Consider the following 15,034-nt stretch of genomic DNA (forward strand, 5'->3'; position numbering starts at 1 on the left):
CAGTGAGCGCTCAGGCGGTTTCGGTCTCGCGGGCGATTCGCTCCTTCCAGACCAGCGGTGCTAGCTGGTGGACGTTGTTACCTTCCGAATCGACAGCAACCGTTACCGGCATATCCTGCACGCTGAACTCGTAGATTGCCTCCATGCCGAGGTCCTCAAACGCCAGCACCTTGGACTCTCGGATGGCGCGCGCGACAAGGTAAGCCGCGCCGCCCACCGCCATAAGATATGCCACTTTGTGCTTGGCGATGACTTGGGTTGCCCCCTGCCCGCGCTCGGCCTTTCCGATCATGGCCAGCAAGCCAAGGTCGAGCATCATGTCGGTGAACTTGTCCATGCGCGTGGCCGTCGTCGGACCCGCCGGGCCGACAACTTCGCCCATGACTGGATCGACCGGGCCGACATAGTAGATCGCGCGGCCGCGGAAATCGACCGGCAGTTCCTCACCGCGGGCAAGCATGTCCTGGATGCGCTTGTGTGCCGCGTCACGCCCGGTCAGCATCTTGCCATTGAGCAACAGGCGATCGCCATGCTTCCAGCTCTGCACTTCCTCGTGCGTGAGCGTGTCGAGGTTGACGCGCTTGGCTTGCGCGTCCGGTGCCCACGACACGTCCGGCCACTCGTCGAGGTTCGGCGTCTCCAGAAAACTCGGGCCCGAGCCGTCAAGGACGAAGTGCGCGTGGCGCGTCGCCGAGCAGTTGGGGATCATCGCGACGGGCTTGCCTGCCGCGTGGCACGGCCAATCCTGGATCTTGACGTCCAGCACGGTGGTGAGCCCACCCAAGCCCTGCGCGCCGATTCCGAGTGCGTTAACCTTGTCGTAAAGCTCGATCCGCAGTGCCTCGATGTCGTTCTGGGGGCCGCGTGCCTTCACTTCATGGATGTCGATCTCATCCATGAGTGACTGCTTGGCGAGCAGCACGGCCTTCTCGGCAGTGCCGCCGATGCCGATGCCGATCTGACCCGGCGGACACCAGCCCGCGCCCATCTGAGGGATCATTTCAAGCACCCAATCGACAATCGAGTCGCTGGGATTCATCATCTTGAACTTGGTCTTGTTCTCGCTGCCGCCGCCCTTGGCCGCCACATCGACGTGGACAGTGCTGCCCGGCACCATCTCCACCGCCATCGTGCACGGCGTATTGTCCTTGGTGTTGCGACGGGTGAAAGCCGGGTCGGCGACGATCGAGGCGCGCAGCTTGTTTTCCGCATGGTTGTAGGCGCGGCGCACCCCTTCATCGACAACTTCCTGAAGCGACTTGTCCGAATCGAGCCGGCAGTTCTGGCCCCACTTCAGGAAGACGTTGACAATACCAGTATCTTGGCAAATTGGCCTGTGGCCTTGGGCGCACATTTTTGAGTTGGCCAGAACCTGCGCCATTGCATCCTTGGCGGCAGGGTTTTCCTCACGCTCGTAGGCAGCGCCAAGCGCACGGATGTAATCCATGGGGTGGAAGTAGCTGATGTATTGGAGCGCATCGGCGATGCTCTCGATAAGGTCTTCTTCACGGATGGCCACCATGTTAGCCATCGAAGCGGGCACGGATTCGGGCACGGGCGTTGCACTCCTGATACGGTCTTGGGCTGTTCCATAGTCGCGCGGCGCCCTTTCCGTCAAAGCACTTGGCCTCCTGATCGGCTTGACTTAGAAGGCGCCAGACAGGGTGTTGCCCACATGGCACGGGCGTTGAGGGAATTAGCGAGCAGATGACGGTTACCGAGGAACGCCAGGACACCATGCTGGCGGCGCGCCGGGCCATGATCGACAGTCAGCTGCGCCCGAGCGGCGTGAACGAGTCGTGGGTACTAGACGCAATGCTCTCGACTCCGCGCGAGGATTACGTGCCAGAGACGATGCGCGCTGCAGCTTACATCGATCGCGCCATCCCGCTCGGCAACGGGCGCATGTTGGCCGCGCCACTGGTTCAGGGCCGTCTTCTGGCAGAGTCACGCCCCTCCCTTGATGACAAGGCGCTGCTGGTAGGTGATGGCTCTGGCTATCTCGCTGCACTGCTCCGCCCCCTCGTGGGCTCGCTTGAGGTGATCGACCCATCCGGGGCCGGTGCCTCGGGTGAAGGTGGGTACACCCTCCTCGTCATCGACGGAGCCATCGAAGTGCTGCCCGACGCATTGGCGGACCGCCTCAGTGAAAACGGGCGCGTTGCCACTGGCCAGGTGCTGCGCGGTGTGACGCGCCTCGCCGTCGGCCGCAAGGTGGCGGGGAAGATCGCGTTGCTGCCTCTTTCTGAGATGGGCATTCCCGTCCTGCCGGAGTTTGCCGCACCCAAGCGCTGGAGTTTCTGACCGTGGCCCGGTCCGCCTGGCGCGCCGGGCTCCGGATCGGAGTGGGGTTCTTGGCTCTGGGAGGTGCAAGCGCCACCTCAGCCGATACCCTGACCGAGGCGCTGGTCCTGGCCTACCGCAGCAATCCGACACTTGAGTCCGCACGCGCGCAACAGCGTGCGCTGGACGAGAACGTGCCGATCGCGCGCGCTGCTGGCCTGCCGAGCGTCAACTCGGACGGCCGGCACACCGAGTTTGTCGTGCAGAACGCCAACCAGTTCACTGCTCCCCAACGAGCCGTTTCAGCAGGGGTCGACCTGGGTGTCCCGATTTACTCGGGCGGCGCGGTCAAGAACCAGATCAAGGCCGCCAAGCTGCGCGTAGAGGCCGGACAGGCAGAGTTGCGCAGCACGGAATCGGAACTCTTCAGCCAGATAGTGGCCGCCTACATGGATGTGATCCAGAACGAGGCCATCGTAGGGCTCAATCGCAGCAATGTCAGCGCGCTGGGCACCAACCTGGAAGCGACCAGCGATCGCTTCCAATTTGGCGACCTGACCCGCACCGATGTGGCGCAAAGCGAGTCGCGCCTAGCGCTGGCCCGGGGCGACCTTAGAACCGCGGAAGCGAATCTTGCGGCGGCCCGCGAACGGTACATCGAGCTTGTCGGCAAAGCGCCGGTCGATCTGCAACCGCCTCCGCCGCTGCCCAATCTTCCCGACACTCCGCAAGTCGCAGTGGCAGTGGCGATCGAGAACAATCCCGACATTATTGCCGCCTACGAGCGCGCAAGGGCGGCTACCCGAGACATTGAGGTCGCCGAAGCGCTGCGCCTGCCGACAGTGAGCTTGTTCGGTTCAGCAAGGTACAACAACTATCTTGGCACGCTGGGCAGCCTAGGACCGACTGAGGCAGCGCAGTCCGACAGATCCGCACAAGTCGGCGCGCAGGTATCGGTACCGATCTTTCAGGGTGGACGTCCCGCCGCCCAGCGCCGCCAGGCACAGGCACAGGCGGCCGCCGCTTTCGAAACCGAGATTGCGATCGAGCGAAGCGTGATTGCGCAAGTGCGATCCGCCTACACGTCCTACATCGCTGCTCAGGAGCTCATCGCCCTTAACCAGACGGCTGTTGATGCGGCAGCTCTAAGTCTTGAAGGTGTGCGGGCTGAAAACACCGTAGGCAATCGAACTATTCTCGACATCCTCGATGCCGAACAGGAGTTCCTGCGGGCGCAAGTGCAACTCGTCATAGCCCGCCGCAATGCGTATGTCGCGGGATTTACCCTGCTTGCCGCGATGGGCCGCGCCGAAGCTCGTGATCTCAACCTCGATGGCGGCGTCCTTTACGATCCCGACGTCAATTATCGCCGGGTCAGTGGCAAGTTCTTCGACTTCGACGATGACCCGGATCCCGTCGCCAACTCGACTCGAACCGTTGGCACGCCGGTACAAGACGGAGAGATCTCGCCAAACGATGTGCCCCCTACCGTCATCGATCGGTCAAGGATGTTGCCAGGGACTACGCAGCCATGAAGCAGAACGGCGAGCCAAGCGTCGAGGAGATTCTCGCATCGATCAAGCAGGTGATCGCCCGCGACAATCGCTCCGCCTGTGCGGCTGAGGCAAAGCCGCGCGACCAGCTTGCAAGCAGTTCCGGTTCGACCTCCCCGTCCGACGATATCCTCGATCTCACCGAAACCGTTCGGCTGGACACAGAAGAGGCGGGTGATTCACCGCTCTTGAGCGAAGACGCGCGAGTTGCGATGCGCGATTCGCTGGCAGCACTAGCGGCCCTCTCAGGCCCGGGTGCGGCGCCGCAGATCGTCCGCTCGGGCGAAACATCGCTGGAAGGCCTCACTCGGGACATGCTGCGGCCTGTACTCACCGAATGGCTCGACAAGAACTTGCCTGCTCTTGTGGAGCGGATGGTGGCAGCTGAGATCTCCAGGATCGTGGGCAAGAAAGGCTAAGGCGGCAATCGTCTGAGTTTGCCTGGGCTCTGGACGCGGGGTCACGCTAATTCTAACCGTTCGGAATGCCCAAACCCGATCCTGCTCTGCTCCTCCCGGCATCTTATCCCTTCACCTATCGGATCGAGCCGCGTTTCAGCGATCTCGATTTCAACATGCACATCAACAATGTATCGATGGCAAACCTCTTTGAGGAAGCGCGCGCTCGCTTCCATAGGGCTGCCGGCTACCGCCATGCGGCGGCAGGTCTTTCCCCAATGGTAGCAAGTGTCGGCATCGAATACCTCGGGGAAGGCGCCTACCCGGAACCTGTCGATCTCCACGTCGGTGTGGAAGGGATCGGAAGGACCAGTCACCGTTTGGTCAAGCTGGCGACTCAAGGTGGGCGAGCGCTCGCATTCGCGCGCACAGTGATGGTCACCGTGGGCCCAGAAGGCCCCACCCCCGTGCCGAGGGAAGTCTATGCCGTGTTCGAGCCTTGGACGATTCGCTCATGACCACACCCGCTAAGGATATCCTCAAAGCACGCGAGGCGCTTGCCAAGGCGGGCGGCAACGGCATTCACCGCCAGATCTTCATCTGCGCCGAGCCGCAAAAGGGCGAGTGCTGCCGTCCCGAAGTGGGCGCAGCGGCGTGGAAGTACCTCAAGAAGCGGCTCAAGCAGCTCGGTCTAGATGGCCAAGGCGGGGTGGCGCGTACAAAGGCGGACTGCCTGCGGATCTGTACGGCTGGACCGATCGCCGTCGTGTGGCCTGACGGTGTGTGGTATCATTCATGCACCGAAGACGTGCTTGAGCAGATCATCCAGCAGCACCTCATCGGCGGGCAGCCTGTGGAGGAATTGAGGCTGCGCCCACTCCAGGATGAACCGCTTGGCGGTAATCCGGTCGAGGATTGAACCGGAGGCCTAGCGGTTCCGCTCTTCCTCCAGGTTGTCGGCTATCGAATCGTCGTGGCCGGTACCGCTGGACAGGAACAGCAGACCCATCAAGGCCGAGGTCAGCAGCATCGTGAAACCAATGCCCAGCGCCGCCGCGATGTACATGTGGATCGAGACAAGGCCATTGCTGCGATAGAGGACCCACAGAGAGCCGACGACGAGAGTCACCGTCAACAGCATCATCCAGCGCATGATCCGGCGGTAGCGGGCCCAGGCGTGAGCCGCCTTTTCGGGGTCGTCGAGGGGAGAACGGGGAACCATCATCCATTATGTGCGGGCGTCGGGCGGCTGGTGCAAGGGGCTGCACCGCCTATTACGGGGTTACAGCACCATTCAGCCGATTAGGCACAAGGCCGCCCTTGTGATATTCTGCGGATAGAAGCGATAATGGGAGAGCACGACGATGACGATCGGGCATGTTATCGAAAGCCGCAACCGTGCAGTCGTAACCTGCAGCACCGACACCCCTGTTAGCGAAGCAGCGGCCCTGTTGGCGGAACGCCGCATCGGCGCCATGCCTGTCATGGCTGGGGACCAGATCGCCGGCATCTTCTCCGAGCGGGACGTGATTTATTTGTTGGGCGAAGCCGGCTCCGCCGCACTCTCGATGCGAGTGGCTGAAGTGATGACGGCTCCGGCAGTAACCGTCGAGCCGCAAACATCCGTGCTGGCTGCGCTGTCCCTCATGAGCAGGCGGCGCATTCGTCACCTACCTGTGATTGAGCACGACCTCATGATCGACTTCGTTTCAATAGGTGATCTGGTGAAGCATCGCATCGATCAGATCGAAGCGGAAGCAGATGCCATGCGAGCCTACATACAGTCGGCATGAGCAGCCGGTCCTGCGCTTGCCGGAAGCTGGCGCGGGGCCTACATTCTAACCATGGAAACAGCCCCGCCTACTCTCAGCCCCTCGGCCGCCGCTCGCGTGGCGGCCATCGCCAGCAAGCAGGACAAACCGGCCATTCTGCGCCTCTCAGTCGAGGGCGGAGGATGCTCCGGCTTCCAGTACAAGTTCGGCCTCGCCGACGCCGCCGATCCTGACGACCTCGTCGCAGAGACTGACGGCGTGAAGCTGGTGGTCGACGATATGAGCCTAGAACTCGTCGCGGGCTGTACTGTCGATTACGTCGAGACGCTTGGCGGCGCTGCGTTCCGAGTGGAGAACCCTAATGCCAGCGCCGGTTGTGGCTGCGGGTCGAGCTTTGCAGTGTGATCCGCGTCGCTTCCTTCAACATCAACGGGATCAAGGCACGCCTTCCCCGTCTCCTTGAATGGCTAGAAGAGACGCGGCCCTCTGTCGCCTGTCTTCAGGAGATCAAGACTCAGGACGAAGGGTTTCCCGCCTCCGAGTTCGAGAAGATAGGCTATCGCGCTATCTGGCACGGTCAGAAGGGCTTTAACGGCGTTGCCATTCTCGCGGATGGTGCCGATCCGGTCGAAGTTCAACGTGGACTGGCGGGTGAGCCCGAGGACGAGCATTCACGTTATATCGAGGCTGACGTGTTCGGCGTTCGCGTCGCCTGCATCTATCTCCCCAACGGTAACCCGCAACCCGGCCCCAAGTTCGACTACAAGCTGCGCTGGATGGACCGCCTCCGCAGCCGCATGCGCGAGATTGCGGCAGAGGAAGTGCCCGCTGTCGTGATCGGGGACTACAACGTTGTTCCGAATGACTGTGACGTTTGGTCGGCCGCGGCCATGGCTCCGGATGCGCTTATGCAGCCAGCCTCACGCGATGCCTATCGGCGGCTCCTGCACGACGGTTGGACCGACGCGCTAGCTATGCACAATCCGCAGGGCGGCATATGGACCTTCTGGGACTATCAAGCCGGAGCCTGGCAGCGGGATCATGGCTTCCGTATCGATCACGCCCTGCTGTCCCCCGAGCTTGCAGACCGGCTTGCCGGGTGCGGCGTGGACAAGGAATACAGGGGCCGCGAGAAGGCCAGCGATCACGCGCCTGTCTGGGTAGCCTTGCGAGAGTGACCAGCGCGCCCTTCAGGGCGCGCCGGAATCCTCAGCGATAGAAAACGTGGTTATCGACGCGAGCGAGGCGCGTGAGGCGCCAGCGGGGTGAAACGCGCGCCGCGTGGAAGTAGAGCGCGTCGCTCACTTCGCTGTCCCAGCTACCCTCATGTGCGATCCGAGCCACCGCTACGGCTTCGCGCCAAGCACGCGATCCGGCGCGCACGCGAGGCATGCTCTTTCCACGAACAAAGGAAAACTGGGAAGGCTGGTAGACAACCCCACAGTAGCTCTCGGGGAACCGCCCGGATGCGGTGCGGTTCACAATGACCTGCCCTACGGCAAGCTGGCCCTCAAGGGTTTCGCCCCGGGCCTCAAAATAGATGGCGCCGGCAAGACATTGCATTTCGGGTGTCAGCTCGCTCTCGTCGGGCTGTGCTGCCACGAGGGCGCCGAGTGTGGGAGCTTGCCGAGATTCGGCGAACTGGGCGGGATACTGATCCCCCACTTGGCTCTCGCTCTCGATGGTGCTCGGCAGAGCCTGCACCACGGGCTGGGAAATGAAGCTGGTGGATGCATCCGGGAGAGCAAGTCTCGGAACCATCACCTCTGCCGCCGCGTCCGCACCTTGGGCGCTAAAGAGAGCGGTCATCAACGTTCCGGCCAGCGCAACGGCGCTCGCCAAACGAATTTTGCTTCGCATTTATAACGATCAACTAGCGGTGAGCATCCGTCACAAGCGGGAACTTTTTGTTCCTGATGCACGTTAAGTTAGCGTGCGCGCCTGCCGATGGCTCCCCGTCTGCGTGCTAGCTGGGCTGCCGAACTGCATCCCGAGCCGCTTTCGCGTCTGAGCGAGGGCTGCGATTACTCGCGCTGGGCGCGAAGTCAACGTTAATAAGCCAGCTCGTCGACAAAGCGTTCCCCGTCACGGACGTCCAGTTCGATGATCCATAAGTCTGGATCCTGCATGCCCCGGCGGTTCAGGTAACCCGCTAGTTCGTGCGGATCCTGGGGATTCTGAGCCTTCGCCAGCGACCATTTGCGCGAGCCATCCAGCTGCGGCAAGCGCTCATAGACCCGCGCATTGGCTCCTCTCTCGACGAGAACCACGAGCAGGGTTCCGGCGTCCCGTTCGCCCTTGGTGAGCACGGTCGCAAAGCCGCCCGCAGTTTCGACACGCCGAATCAAAGCAGCTACTTCGAGGTGAGTCGGTAATCGCATATCGATCAGTCCGGCATGAGGACGCTGGAATATCCAGGCAAGCTCGAGAGCGGAATGCGGGATCGCATGAAAGTGCCCGTACCCCGTCCAACCTCATCTCCTTCCTCATCGATCAGGCGCGATTCGGCCACCAGCACGCGCCGCCGCCCGCTGACCCAATGCCCCTCCGCAAACACCGTACCGCCTCGGATTGGCTTCGTAAGATGTATATTGAACGCGGTGGTCAGCAGAAAGCGATCTGTAACCAGGGTATTGGCCGCATAGAACGCCGCATCATCGAGCATTTTGAAGTAGATCGTGCCATGCGCCGCGCCGGCAGCATGAAACACGCTTCGTTCGACAGGAAAGATGATTCGAGCTCTTCCCTCGCTCGTCACGGTCAGGGAAGATCGGAACAGCTGGTTGATCGGCGCAGAGGCATAAAGCCCCTCCAGCGCGCGCCAGTGAAGTTCTGCTCCCGCGGAGGAAGTGACAGGTTCAGGCTGCGTCGCGGTCGATGACATTGGAAAGAAGGCTATACAGCGCCTCGGGTCCCGGTGCCGAGATCAGCGCAGCGTGCATCCGTTCATCGCGCATCATCCGTGATATCGCTGCCAATGCATGAAGATGGGTGGCACCAGCTCCATCAGGAGACAAGAGACCGAACACGAGATCGACGGGCATACCGTCAGCCGCTTCGAAATCGATGGGCTTATCCAGGCGGATCACGGCCGCGACCGGTCGAGAGAGGCCGGGAATACGGGCATGCGGTATCGCTACATTGCGCCCAAAGCCAGTGCTCCCAAGCTCCTCACGCTCCGTGATGCGCTCCATCACGAGGTTTCGATCGAGATCGTAAACAGCCGCGAACAGTGTGACCAGCCTAGCGAGGACGGCATGTTTGTCGCCGCCATTCGCCATGATGACGGCTTCCGGCAGGAGAGTAAAAAGAGCGCTCATTTGGTCTTCAGTTGATATCCGATCGGCTCCACCAGCAGCAGCAAGGCCCGGCCCCAGATAACCTGGGAACGGGCCCATTCCTCCAGCGTGAAACGCGTATCGCCCGGGCTAGGGCGTCAAGAAGGCTCGACCCACCCGATCGAACCGTCACCGCGGCGGTAAACCATATTGTGCCGTCCGGTACCAGCATTTTTGAAAAGCAACGCCACCGTGTTGCGCAAGTCCAGCATCATTACGGCATCGGAGACGGTTGCCTCCGGCACGTCGACCCGCGTCTCGGCAATCACGACGGGAGCATCGGCCTCAACATCTTCGGTTTCGCCCTGCTCTTCGAAGATCGTATAAGCGGCTTCCTCAGCCGCCATGGCGTGCGCGCTTTGCTCGCTGCGGTCATTCAGCCGACGCTTGTAGCGACGAAGCTGCTTATCGATCTTCTCGGCTGCCTGGTCGAAAGCGACATGGGCATCCTGCGCGGCACCACTGCCCTTCAGCACGAGGTTCTGCATGACATGCATGATGATATCGCACCGGAATCCGTTAGCCGGCCCTCGTCCGAAGACCACATGGCTGGAAATGGCGCGACTGAAGTACTTCTCCGCTATTGCCTTGAGCCGATCGCTTGCATGGGTTTGCAGCGCTTCGCCCGTATCGACCTGATGACCGGAAACGCGAATATCCATGAGCGACTTCTCCTCTTGTAAATCAGTGGGACCAAATCGGCGTGTCCACAGTAGCGAGAAACGCCAAATGGGCCGCCAGTTCCTCAGGCGTTGCGGAATGAGGGCGGGGCGCTCGAAAAGGCCGTTCGCGTTGCTGCAAGACCTTCGGACCGGTTGAGACAGTGATGCTGTCGGCCACAAGTTCAAGGCCGATCTGCCGTCCACCGCACAGCTCGACGTAGACCTGCGCCAGCAGCTCTGCATCGAGCAAGGCACCGTGCAGTGTGCGATGGCTACGGTCGACTCCATATCGCGAGCAGAGCGCATCAAGCGAGAGCTTCGATCCGGGGTGCCGGACTTTTGCCAGCGCGACAGTATCGATCATCCGTGAGCGGCAGACCGGCGGATGGCCGCAGATTTTCAACTCGGCGTCCAGAAAGCCGAAATCGAACGCAGCATTGTGGGCCACCATAGGGCTGTCAGCCAAAAACTCCAGCAGATCGGCAATACGTTCAGCGAATACCGGCTTGTCGGCCAGGAACGTATCGGAAAGGCCGTGGACGGCTTCTGCCTCCGCAGGCATGGGTCTGCCGGGATTGAAATAGGCGTGGAACGTTCTCCCGCTGGGGATGCGGTTCACCAACTCGATGCAACCGATCTCGACCATGCGGTCTCCGGTCCGGGGATCCAGACCTGTCGTCTCAGTGTCGAAAATGATCTCGCGCATCGGACTCTATATCTGCTCCTAGCTGCCGCGACGCAAGCTTTGCCGGTTGATCAGGCGATGCCGCGAAAAACGCGTACAAGGTGTTCCACAGCCGCGCGCGTAGTCGCAAGGTCGGTGCCGGTGTCGATGATGAAGTCGGCCCGAGCACGCTTCTCCGCATCCGGGACTTGCAGCGCGAGAATCTGCTCGAACTTCTCCTCGGTCATGCCGGGACGAGCAAGAACACGCGCGCGTTGCACCTGTGCGGGAGCAGAGACAACGGCGACTGCGTCGAGTCCCTGTCGGCCACCTTTTTCGAACAGGAGCGGTATGTCGAACACTACCAGAGGCTCGTGCTCGTTCTCCCGGAGGAACGCCTGGCGCATTTCCGCTACCGCGGGATGAACTATCGCCTCCAGCCGGGCGAGCTTGTCCCGGTTTCCGAAGACCTGTGCTCCGAGTTTTGGGCGATCCACGCCCCTGGTGGTGGTGGTGCCGGGAAACGCGTCCTCGATCGCCGGGAGCAGTGCACCATCAGGCCCCTGAAGAACGTGTACGGCAGCGTCCGCGTCGAAAACGGGAACGCCGCAGTCTCGCAGCATGGCAGCCACCGTCGATTTCCCCATGCCGATCGAGCCGGTCAAACCCAGTATCTTCGATCCGGCCCTCATCTGCGGAGCATTCATACGGCGTTGGCTTGGAGGATGCGGTGTCTCAACTCTGCATCCGTGCGGCGTGGAGGGCGCAGGCCAAAAAATCGGGCGAAAGCATGGTCAGCCTGCCCGATCAGCATGGACAGGCCGTCCACCGTGGTGAGCCCGCGTTCGCGGGCCTCTCGCAGCAAGGCTGTGTCCAACGGGCTTGTAACGATATCATAGACAATGCCGCTGGAAGACACACAGTCGAGCAGGGGTGGGAGGGGCGGTTGTCCCGCCATCCCCAAGGCGGATGTATTAACGAGGAGATCGGCCGTCCGAACGTGACTTCCCAGCTCCACTGCGTAGCCCGGCAAATCGAACTCCGACAACAGCGCTTCCGCCTTTTCCAAGCTGCGGTTCTGGATCGTTATCCACTTAGTCCCGCTATCGGCCAAAGCGGCGAGTACAGCCCGAGCCGCTCCACCGGCCCCCACGACAGTGACCGTCTCGAACTTTCTCCCGAAAAGGGGCTCCAGAAATCCGGGTGCGTCGGTGTTGTACCCGACGAGGGAACCCTGCTCGTCTCGCACGACCGTGTTCACTGCACCGATCCGTGCTGCAACGGCATCTATCACGTCCAGCAGCGGCATGATGGCCCGTTTGTGCGGCATGGTCACATTGCAACCAAGCCACTCCGGGTCTGCGCGCCGATCCCGAACATAACCTGCGAGATCATCTGCGGTCACATGGCAGTGGTCGTAACGGCCTCCTACTCCGAGCTGCTCCAACCAGTAGCCATGAATGATCGGGGACTTGGATTGCGCAATCGGATCGCCGATCACTTCAGCGTAGGGCGTGCTCAATGGCGCAGGTTCCCTAACTCTCGAAGAAACTCCAGCACAGGCAGCAATGGCATCCCCAGCACTGTGAAATGATCGCCTTCGATGGCGCGAAAGAGCTGCACGCCCCGTCCCTCGATGCGAAACACGCCGACGCAGCCGGAAACTGCCGGCCACTCGTGATCCAGGTACTCTTCGATGAAAGACTCCGAGAGATCGACGACATGGAGCAACGCTACCGTAGCTGCAGATCGCAAGACCTCGCCATCCCGCGCCAGGACTGCGGCGCTGTGCAGATGCATGACTCGTCCCGAAAAGAGCCGGAGGTGCGCGGCGGCCTCTTCCCGGCTTCGTGGCTTGTCGAAACGCCTGCCGCCGCATTCCACCAGCGAGTCGCTTCCCAAAACCAGCGCACCCGGCACTTGAGTGCAAACGGCCAACGCCTTGGCCCGTGCCAGCGCCAGAGCCACATTGCGCGGTGTTACTGCCGGATCTAGTGAGGCTTCGATGCCGCGTTCGTCGACGTACGCTGGTAACGAGCGGTAGGGAACGCCTGCGGCTTCGAGCATCGCTCGGCGAGAGGCGCTTTTCGACGCCAGGACCAGCCCTTCAGCTGACGCCGCCATATCAGTCATATCGGTTTTACCCCGGCAACCGCCTGCTCGCCCGCTGCCACACGCTCGTTATACAGATTGATGATCGCGGCAGCCGTCTCCTCGATCGACCGTCGCGTGACGTCGATCACCGGCCAGTTGTTGTCCGCAAACATGCGCCGTGCGTACTTCAATTCGCGTTCGACCTTCTCCTGGTCCACATAGTCGGTATCCGGCGATTGGCTTAGCGAAAGGAGACGGTTGCGCCTGATCTGGATCAGCCGCTCTGGTGCTGTCGTCAGCCCGACCACGAGAGGCCGCTTCAAGGTGAACAGCGTAGAAGGCGGCGGGCTTTCGACCACGATCGGGATGTTTGCGACCTTATAGCCGCGGTTCGCGAGATAAATACTCGTGGGGGTCTTCGACGAACGCGAAACGCCCGCCAGCACCATCTCTGCCTCTTCCCAGTTCTCCCAGCCGATGCCGTCGTCGTGAGCAATCGTAAACTGGATCGCATCGACACGAGCGAAGTAGGCTTCGTCCAGCCGGTGCTGTCTTCCAGGACGGCCCTTTGCTTCCTGGTCCAGCAATCCCTCCAGCGCGTCGGTCACGCCATCGAGCACCGCGATGGCAGGCAGCCCCAGCGCCTGGCAGCGCGCCTCCAGCTTGCCGCGTGTCTCATCGTTGACGAGGGTAAAGAAGACGAGGCCAGGGTTAGCGGCGATCTCCCCCATGATCCGGTCAAGGTGCTGCTGCGAGCGTACCATGGGCCAGAAGTGCCGTACGACCGCGCTGTCATCGAACTGGGCAAGCGCAGCCTTGGCAATCATCTCCAACGTCTCACCGGTAGAGTCTGACAGCAAATGGAGGTGAAAGCGCGCCATGGACGGTCTGCCAGGTCCTGTTGGGAGGCTTGTGGATAGAGGGCGCATAAACCACGGGAGAGAAGCGGTGACAACTCGTCAGGCGGATTCCGCCCCCACTACCGGCTCTCCTGCCTCCATCTTCTAGACAGGGCAGGGTGGTCCTGCACAGGCTGGGGATAAGGCGAAGAACCTTTTCTTGACTGCCGCCCCTGCCGGAGTCGCAGACCTGCGGAGGACTGTTCATCGCCGGACAAATCGGGCAAGACGCCGGCTTCCCCGCTATCCACAGGGCCAACAACCTTCATCAGCCCTATTCTAATATAATTATTCTTATGGGACCTTGGACGCGATGCCCGGACTTCTCCTGAACGTACTCAAAGGCGAGAATACCAGCGTGCGGCCCATCTGGCTCATGCGCCAAGCCGGGCGCTACTTGCCCGAGTACCGCGAGTTGAGAGCGGAAACAGGCGGATTCCTGGCGCTGGTCTACGATTCTGATGCGGCGGCCGAAATCACTCTTCAGCCCATCCGGCGCTTCGGTTTCGACGGCGCTATCCTGTTTTCCGATATTCTCATCGTACCCTATGCCATGGGACAGGATCTCGCTTTCCTCGCGGGAGAGGGTCCAAAGCTCACGCCGCGCCTCGTCGATGTAGCGCTCTCCAGCCTGGAAGCGGTACCGGGCCGGCTCGCGGCAATCTACGAGACGGTAGCCAAGGTCAGCGCCAGCCTGACCCCAGACAAGACCCTGCTGGGCTTCGCAGGCAGTCCATGGACAGTTGCGACATACATGGTGGCAGGGGAGGGCAGTCGCGACCAGCACGACGCTCGTGCCATGGCGTACCGTGATCCCGAGGCTTTTCAGGAGATCGTTGACGGCATCGTTGCGGTGACCGTTGAATACCTCTGCGGGCAAATCAAAGCTGGCGCGGAAGCGGTGCAACTTTTCGATTCCTGGGCAGGAAGCCTTGCGCCTTCCGAGTTCGAGCGATGGGTCATCGCTCCCAATGCGAGAATCGTGGAAGCGGTGAAGCAGCGCTATCCCGACGTACCAATCATCGGATTCCCGAAGGGTTCAGGCGAGAAGCTTCCAGCTTATGCGCGGGAGACCGGCGTCGACGCCGTCGGTCTCGACGAGACTATCGATCCGCTCTGGGCGGCGCAGGCGTTACCTCAAGATATGCCGGTGCAGGGGAATCTTGATCCATTGCTCTTGCTGGCGGGAGGGGATGAGCTCGCTCGCCAGACCCACCGCGTCCTCGCCGCTCTCGCCGATCGTCCCCACGTCTTCAATCTGGGCCACGGGATCGGCCAGCATACGCCGATCGCGCATGTCGAGCAGTTGTTGTCCACTGTTCGCGGCTGGAAGGGCTGACATTTGCCCTCGGTCGAAGCTATGATACAGGA

Annotated in this window: 21 protein-coding genes; 9 read left to right on the forward strand and 12 right to left on the reverse strand. The window is 61.6% G+C overall.

Features of this window, described 5'->3' with window-relative positions; genetic code table 11:
- Positions 1 to 10 precede the first annotated feature (10 nt).
- Entirely contained in the window at positions 11 to 1,531 is a 1,521-nt protein-coding gene (locus ABVV53_RS15725; RefSeq protein WP_353985477.1) for a fumarate hydratase, read from the reverse strand.
- A 176-nt stretch (positions 1,532 to 1,707) separates the two neighbouring features.
- Here ABVV53_RS15725 and ABVV53_RS15730 point away from each other — a divergent pair, with 176 nt between their 5' ends.
- The 5 genes from ABVV53_RS15730 to ABVV53_RS15750 all read left to right on the forward strand — a co-directional run bounded on the left by ABVV53_RS15730 (position 1,708) and on the right by ABVV53_RS15750 (position 5,153).
- Entirely contained in the window at positions 1,708 to 2,304 is a 597-nt protein-coding gene (locus ABVV53_RS15730; RefSeq protein WP_353985386.1) for a protein-L-isoaspartate O-methyltransferase family protein, read from the forward strand.
- A gap of 2 nt (positions 2,305 to 2,306) precedes the next feature.
- Positions 2,307 to 3,818 carry a TolC family outer membrane protein gene (locus tag ABVV53_RS15735; RefSeq protein ID WP_353985387.1) on the forward strand — a complete coding sequence of 504 codons (1,512 nt, stop codon included), beginning with the start codon at positions 2,307 to 2,309 and terminating at the stop codon, positions 3,816 to 3,818.
- Complete coding sequence (locus tag ABVV53_RS15740; RefSeq protein WP_353985388.1) at positions 3,815 to 4,255, forward strand: DUF2497 domain-containing protein; 441 nt, start codon at positions 3,815 to 3,817, stop codon at positions 4,253 to 4,255. Before ABVV53_RS15735 ends, ABVV53_RS15740 begins: the two co-directional genes overlap by 4 nt.
- Positions 4,256 to 4,320: 65 nt before the next feature.
- Positions 4,321 to 4,752 (forward strand): acyl-CoA thioesterase, encoded by a 432-nt coding sequence (locus ABVV53_RS15745; RefSeq protein ID WP_353985389.1) that lies wholly within the window; start codon positions 4,321 to 4,323, stop codon positions 4,750 to 4,752.
- Positions 4,749 to 5,153: a (2Fe-2S) ferredoxin domain-containing protein gene (locus ABVV53_RS15750; RefSeq protein WP_353985390.1), complete on the forward strand. Its 405-nt coding sequence runs from the start codon at positions 4,749 to 4,751 to the stop codon at positions 5,151 to 5,153. Before ABVV53_RS15745 ends, ABVV53_RS15750 begins: the two co-directional genes overlap by 4 nt.
- A 9-nt stretch (positions 5,154 to 5,162) precedes the next feature.
- On the opposite strand, the gene ABVV53_RS15755 is transcribed toward ABVV53_RS15750, so the two are convergent.
- The gene (locus ABVV53_RS15755; RefSeq protein ID WP_353985478.1) at positions 5,163 to 5,456 is read right to left on the reverse strand and encodes a hypothetical protein; all 294 of its coding nucleotides are present in this window, start codon (positions 5,454 to 5,456) and stop codon (positions 5,163 to 5,165) included.
- Positions 5,457 to 5,598: 142 nt separating this feature from the next.
- Here ABVV53_RS15755 and ABVV53_RS15760 point away from each other — a divergent pair, with 142 nt between their 5' ends.
- Genes ABVV53_RS15760 through xth form a run of 3 tightly spaced genes read left to right on the forward strand, consistent with a single transcriptional unit; the run spans position 5,599 to position 7,184 of the window.
- Positions 5,599 to 6,027, forward strand: a complete 429-nt coding sequence (locus ABVV53_RS15760; RefSeq protein ID WP_353985391.1) for a CBS domain-containing protein — start codon at positions 5,599 to 5,601, stop codon at positions 6,025 to 6,027.
- Between the two features lie 51 nt (positions 6,028 to 6,078).
- On the forward strand, positions 6,079 to 6,411 hold the full coding sequence (erpA, locus tag ABVV53_RS15765; RefSeq protein WP_353985392.1) for an iron-sulfur cluster insertion protein ErpA: 333 nt from the start codon (positions 6,079 to 6,081) through the stop codon (positions 6,409 to 6,411).
- Positions 6,411 to 7,184, forward strand: coding sequence for an exodeoxyribonuclease III (gene xth / locus ABVV53_RS15770; RefSeq protein WP_353985479.1), 774 nt, complete (start codon positions 6,411 to 6,413; stop codon positions 7,182 to 7,184). The genes erpA and xth overlap by 1 nt, the downstream gene beginning before the upstream one ends.
- Positions 7,185 to 7,215: 31 nt before the next feature.
- Here the strand turns inward: xth and ABVV53_RS15775 are convergent, their stop codons facing one another.
- The 10 genes from ABVV53_RS15775 to ABVV53_RS15820 all read right to left on the reverse strand — a co-directional run bounded on the left by ABVV53_RS15775 (position 7,216) and on the right by ABVV53_RS15820 (position 13,645).
- Positions 7,216 to 7,815 (reverse strand): cell wall hydrolase, encoded by a 600-nt coding sequence (locus ABVV53_RS15775; protein WP_419956786.1) that lies wholly within the window; start codon positions 7,813 to 7,815, stop codon positions 7,216 to 7,218.
- Between the two features lie 242 nt (positions 7,816 to 8,057).
- Positions 8,058 to 8,387 carry a DUF1491 family protein gene (locus ABVV53_RS15780; protein WP_353985394.1) on the reverse strand — a complete coding sequence of 110 codons (330 nt, stop codon included), beginning with the start codon at positions 8,385 to 8,387 and terminating at the stop codon, positions 8,058 to 8,060.
- A 5-nt stretch (positions 8,388 to 8,392) separates the two neighbouring features.
- Positions 8,393 to 8,890: a PaaI family thioesterase gene (locus tag ABVV53_RS15785; RefSeq protein ID WP_353985395.1), complete on the reverse strand. Its 498-nt coding sequence runs from the start codon at positions 8,888 to 8,890 to the stop codon at positions 8,393 to 8,395.
- A complete protein-coding gene (locus ABVV53_RS15790) occupies positions 8,865 to 9,326 on the reverse strand; it encodes a PTS sugar transporter subunit IIA (RefSeq protein WP_353985396.1) in 462 nt (153 codons plus the stop codon). The genes ABVV53_RS15785 and ABVV53_RS15790 overlap by 26 nt, the downstream gene beginning before the upstream one ends.
- A gap of 116 nt (positions 9,327 to 9,442) precedes the next feature.
- Positions 9,443 to 10,000, reverse strand: coding sequence for a ribosome hibernation-promoting factor, HPF/YfiA family (gene hpf / locus ABVV53_RS15795; RefSeq protein ID WP_419956790.1), 558 nt, complete (start codon positions 9,998 to 10,000; stop codon positions 9,443 to 9,445).
- Between the two features lie 28 nt (positions 10,001 to 10,028).
- Entirely contained in the window at positions 10,029 to 10,712 is a 684-nt protein-coding gene (gene dnaQ / locus ABVV53_RS15800) for a DNA polymerase III subunit epsilon (RefSeq protein ID WP_353985398.1), read from the reverse strand.
- A gap of 50 nt (positions 10,713 to 10,762) precedes the next feature.
- Positions 10,763 to 11,362 (reverse strand): dephospho-CoA kinase, encoded by a 600-nt coding sequence (gene coaE, locus ABVV53_RS15805; RefSeq protein WP_353985399.1) that lies wholly within the window; start codon positions 11,360 to 11,362, stop codon positions 10,763 to 10,765.
- Between the two features lie 11 nt (positions 11,363 to 11,373).
- Complete coding sequence (gene aroE / locus ABVV53_RS15810; RefSeq protein ID WP_353985400.1) at positions 11,374 to 12,192, reverse strand: shikimate dehydrogenase; 819 nt, start codon at positions 12,190 to 12,192, stop codon at positions 11,374 to 11,376.
- Positions 12,189 to 12,794 (reverse strand): Maf family protein, encoded by a 606-nt coding sequence (locus ABVV53_RS15815; RefSeq protein ID WP_353985480.1) that lies wholly within the window; start codon positions 12,792 to 12,794, stop codon positions 12,189 to 12,191. The genes aroE and ABVV53_RS15815 overlap by 4 nt, the downstream gene beginning before the upstream one ends.
- A 5-nt stretch (positions 12,795 to 12,799) precedes the next feature.
- Positions 12,800 to 13,645, reverse strand: coding sequence for a pyruvate, water dikinase regulatory protein (locus ABVV53_RS15820; protein ID WP_353985401.1), 846 nt, complete (start codon positions 13,643 to 13,645; stop codon positions 12,800 to 12,802).
- A gap of 331 nt (positions 13,646 to 13,976) precedes the next feature.
- On the opposite strand from ABVV53_RS15820, the gene hemE reads away from it, so the two are divergent.
- Complete coding sequence (gene hemE, locus ABVV53_RS15825) at positions 13,977 to 15,002, forward strand: uroporphyrinogen decarboxylase (protein ID WP_353985402.1); 1,026 nt, start codon at positions 13,977 to 13,979, stop codon at positions 15,000 to 15,002.
- Positions 15,003 to 15,034 lie beyond the last annotated feature (32 nt).

This window comes from Novosphingobium kalidii, assembly GCF_040534015.1.
Lineage (GTDB): Bacteria > Pseudomonadota > Alphaproteobacteria > Sphingomonadales > Sphingomonadaceae > Novosphingobium > Novosphingobium kalidii.

Bases quoted from the DNA above. Each gene is read 5' to 3' on its own strand.
- ABVV53_RS15725 (WP_353985477.1), bottom strand. From the start codon at position 1,531: ATGGCTAACATGGTGGCCATCCGTGAAGAAGACCTTATCGAGAGCATC.
- ABVV53_RS15730 (WP_353985386.1), top strand. From the start codon at position 1,708: ATGACGGTTACCGAGGAACGCCAGGACACCATGCTGGCGGCGCGCCGG.
- ABVV53_RS15740 (WP_353985388.1), top strand. From the start codon at position 3,815: ATGAAGCAGAACGGCGAGCCAAGCGTCGAGGAGATTCTCGCATCGATC.
- ABVV53_RS15745 (WP_353985389.1), top strand. From the start codon at position 4,321: ATGCCCAAACCCGATCCTGCTCTGCTCCTCCCGGCATCTTATCCCTTC.
- ABVV53_RS15750 (WP_353985390.1), top strand. From the start codon at position 4,749: ATGACCACACCCGCTAAGGATATCCTCAAAGCACGCGAGGCGCTTGCC.
- ABVV53_RS15755 (WP_353985478.1), bottom strand. From the start codon at position 5,456: ATGGTTCCCCGTTCTCCCCTCGACGACCCCGAAAAGGCGGCTCACGCC.
- ABVV53_RS15760 (WP_353985391.1), top strand. From the start codon at position 5,599: ATGACGATCGGGCATGTTATCGAAAGCCGCAACCGTGCAGTCGTAACC.
- erpA (WP_353985392.1), top strand. From the start codon at position 6,079: ATGGAAACAGCCCCGCCTACTCTCAGCCCCTCGGCCGCCGCTCGCGTG.
- ABVV53_RS15775 (WP_419956786.1), bottom strand. From the start codon at position 7,815: ATGACCGCTCTCTTTAGCGCCCAAGGTGCGGACGCGGCGGCAGAGGTG.
- ABVV53_RS15780 (WP_353985394.1), bottom strand. From the start codon at position 8,387: ATGCGATTACCGACTCACCTCGAAGTAGCTGCTTTGATTCGGCGTGTC.
- ABVV53_RS15785 (WP_353985395.1), bottom strand. From the start codon at position 8,890: ATGTCATCGACCGCGACGCAGCCTGAACCTGTCACTTCCTCCGCGGGA.
- ABVV53_RS15790 (WP_353985396.1), bottom strand. From the start codon at position 9,326: ATGAGCGCTCTTTTTACTCTCCTGCCGGAAGCCGTCATCATGGCGAAT.
- dnaQ (WP_353985398.1), bottom strand. From the start codon at position 10,712: ATGCGCGAGATCATTTTCGACACTGAGACGACAGGTCTGGATCCCCGG.
- coaE (WP_353985399.1), bottom strand. From the start codon at position 11,362: ATGAGGGCCGGATCGAAGATACTGGGTTTGACCGGCTCGATCGGCATG.
- ABVV53_RS15815 (WP_353985480.1), bottom strand. From the start codon at position 12,794: ATGGCGGCGTCAGCTGAAGGGCTGGTCCTGGCGTCGAAAAGCGCCTCT.
- ABVV53_RS15820 (WP_353985401.1), bottom strand. From the start codon at position 13,645: ATGGCGCGCTTTCACCTCCATTTGCTGTCAGACTCTACCGGTGAGACG.
- hemE (WP_353985402.1), top strand. From the start codon at position 13,977: ATGCCCGGACTTCTCCTGAACGTACTCAAAGGCGAGAATACCAGCGTG.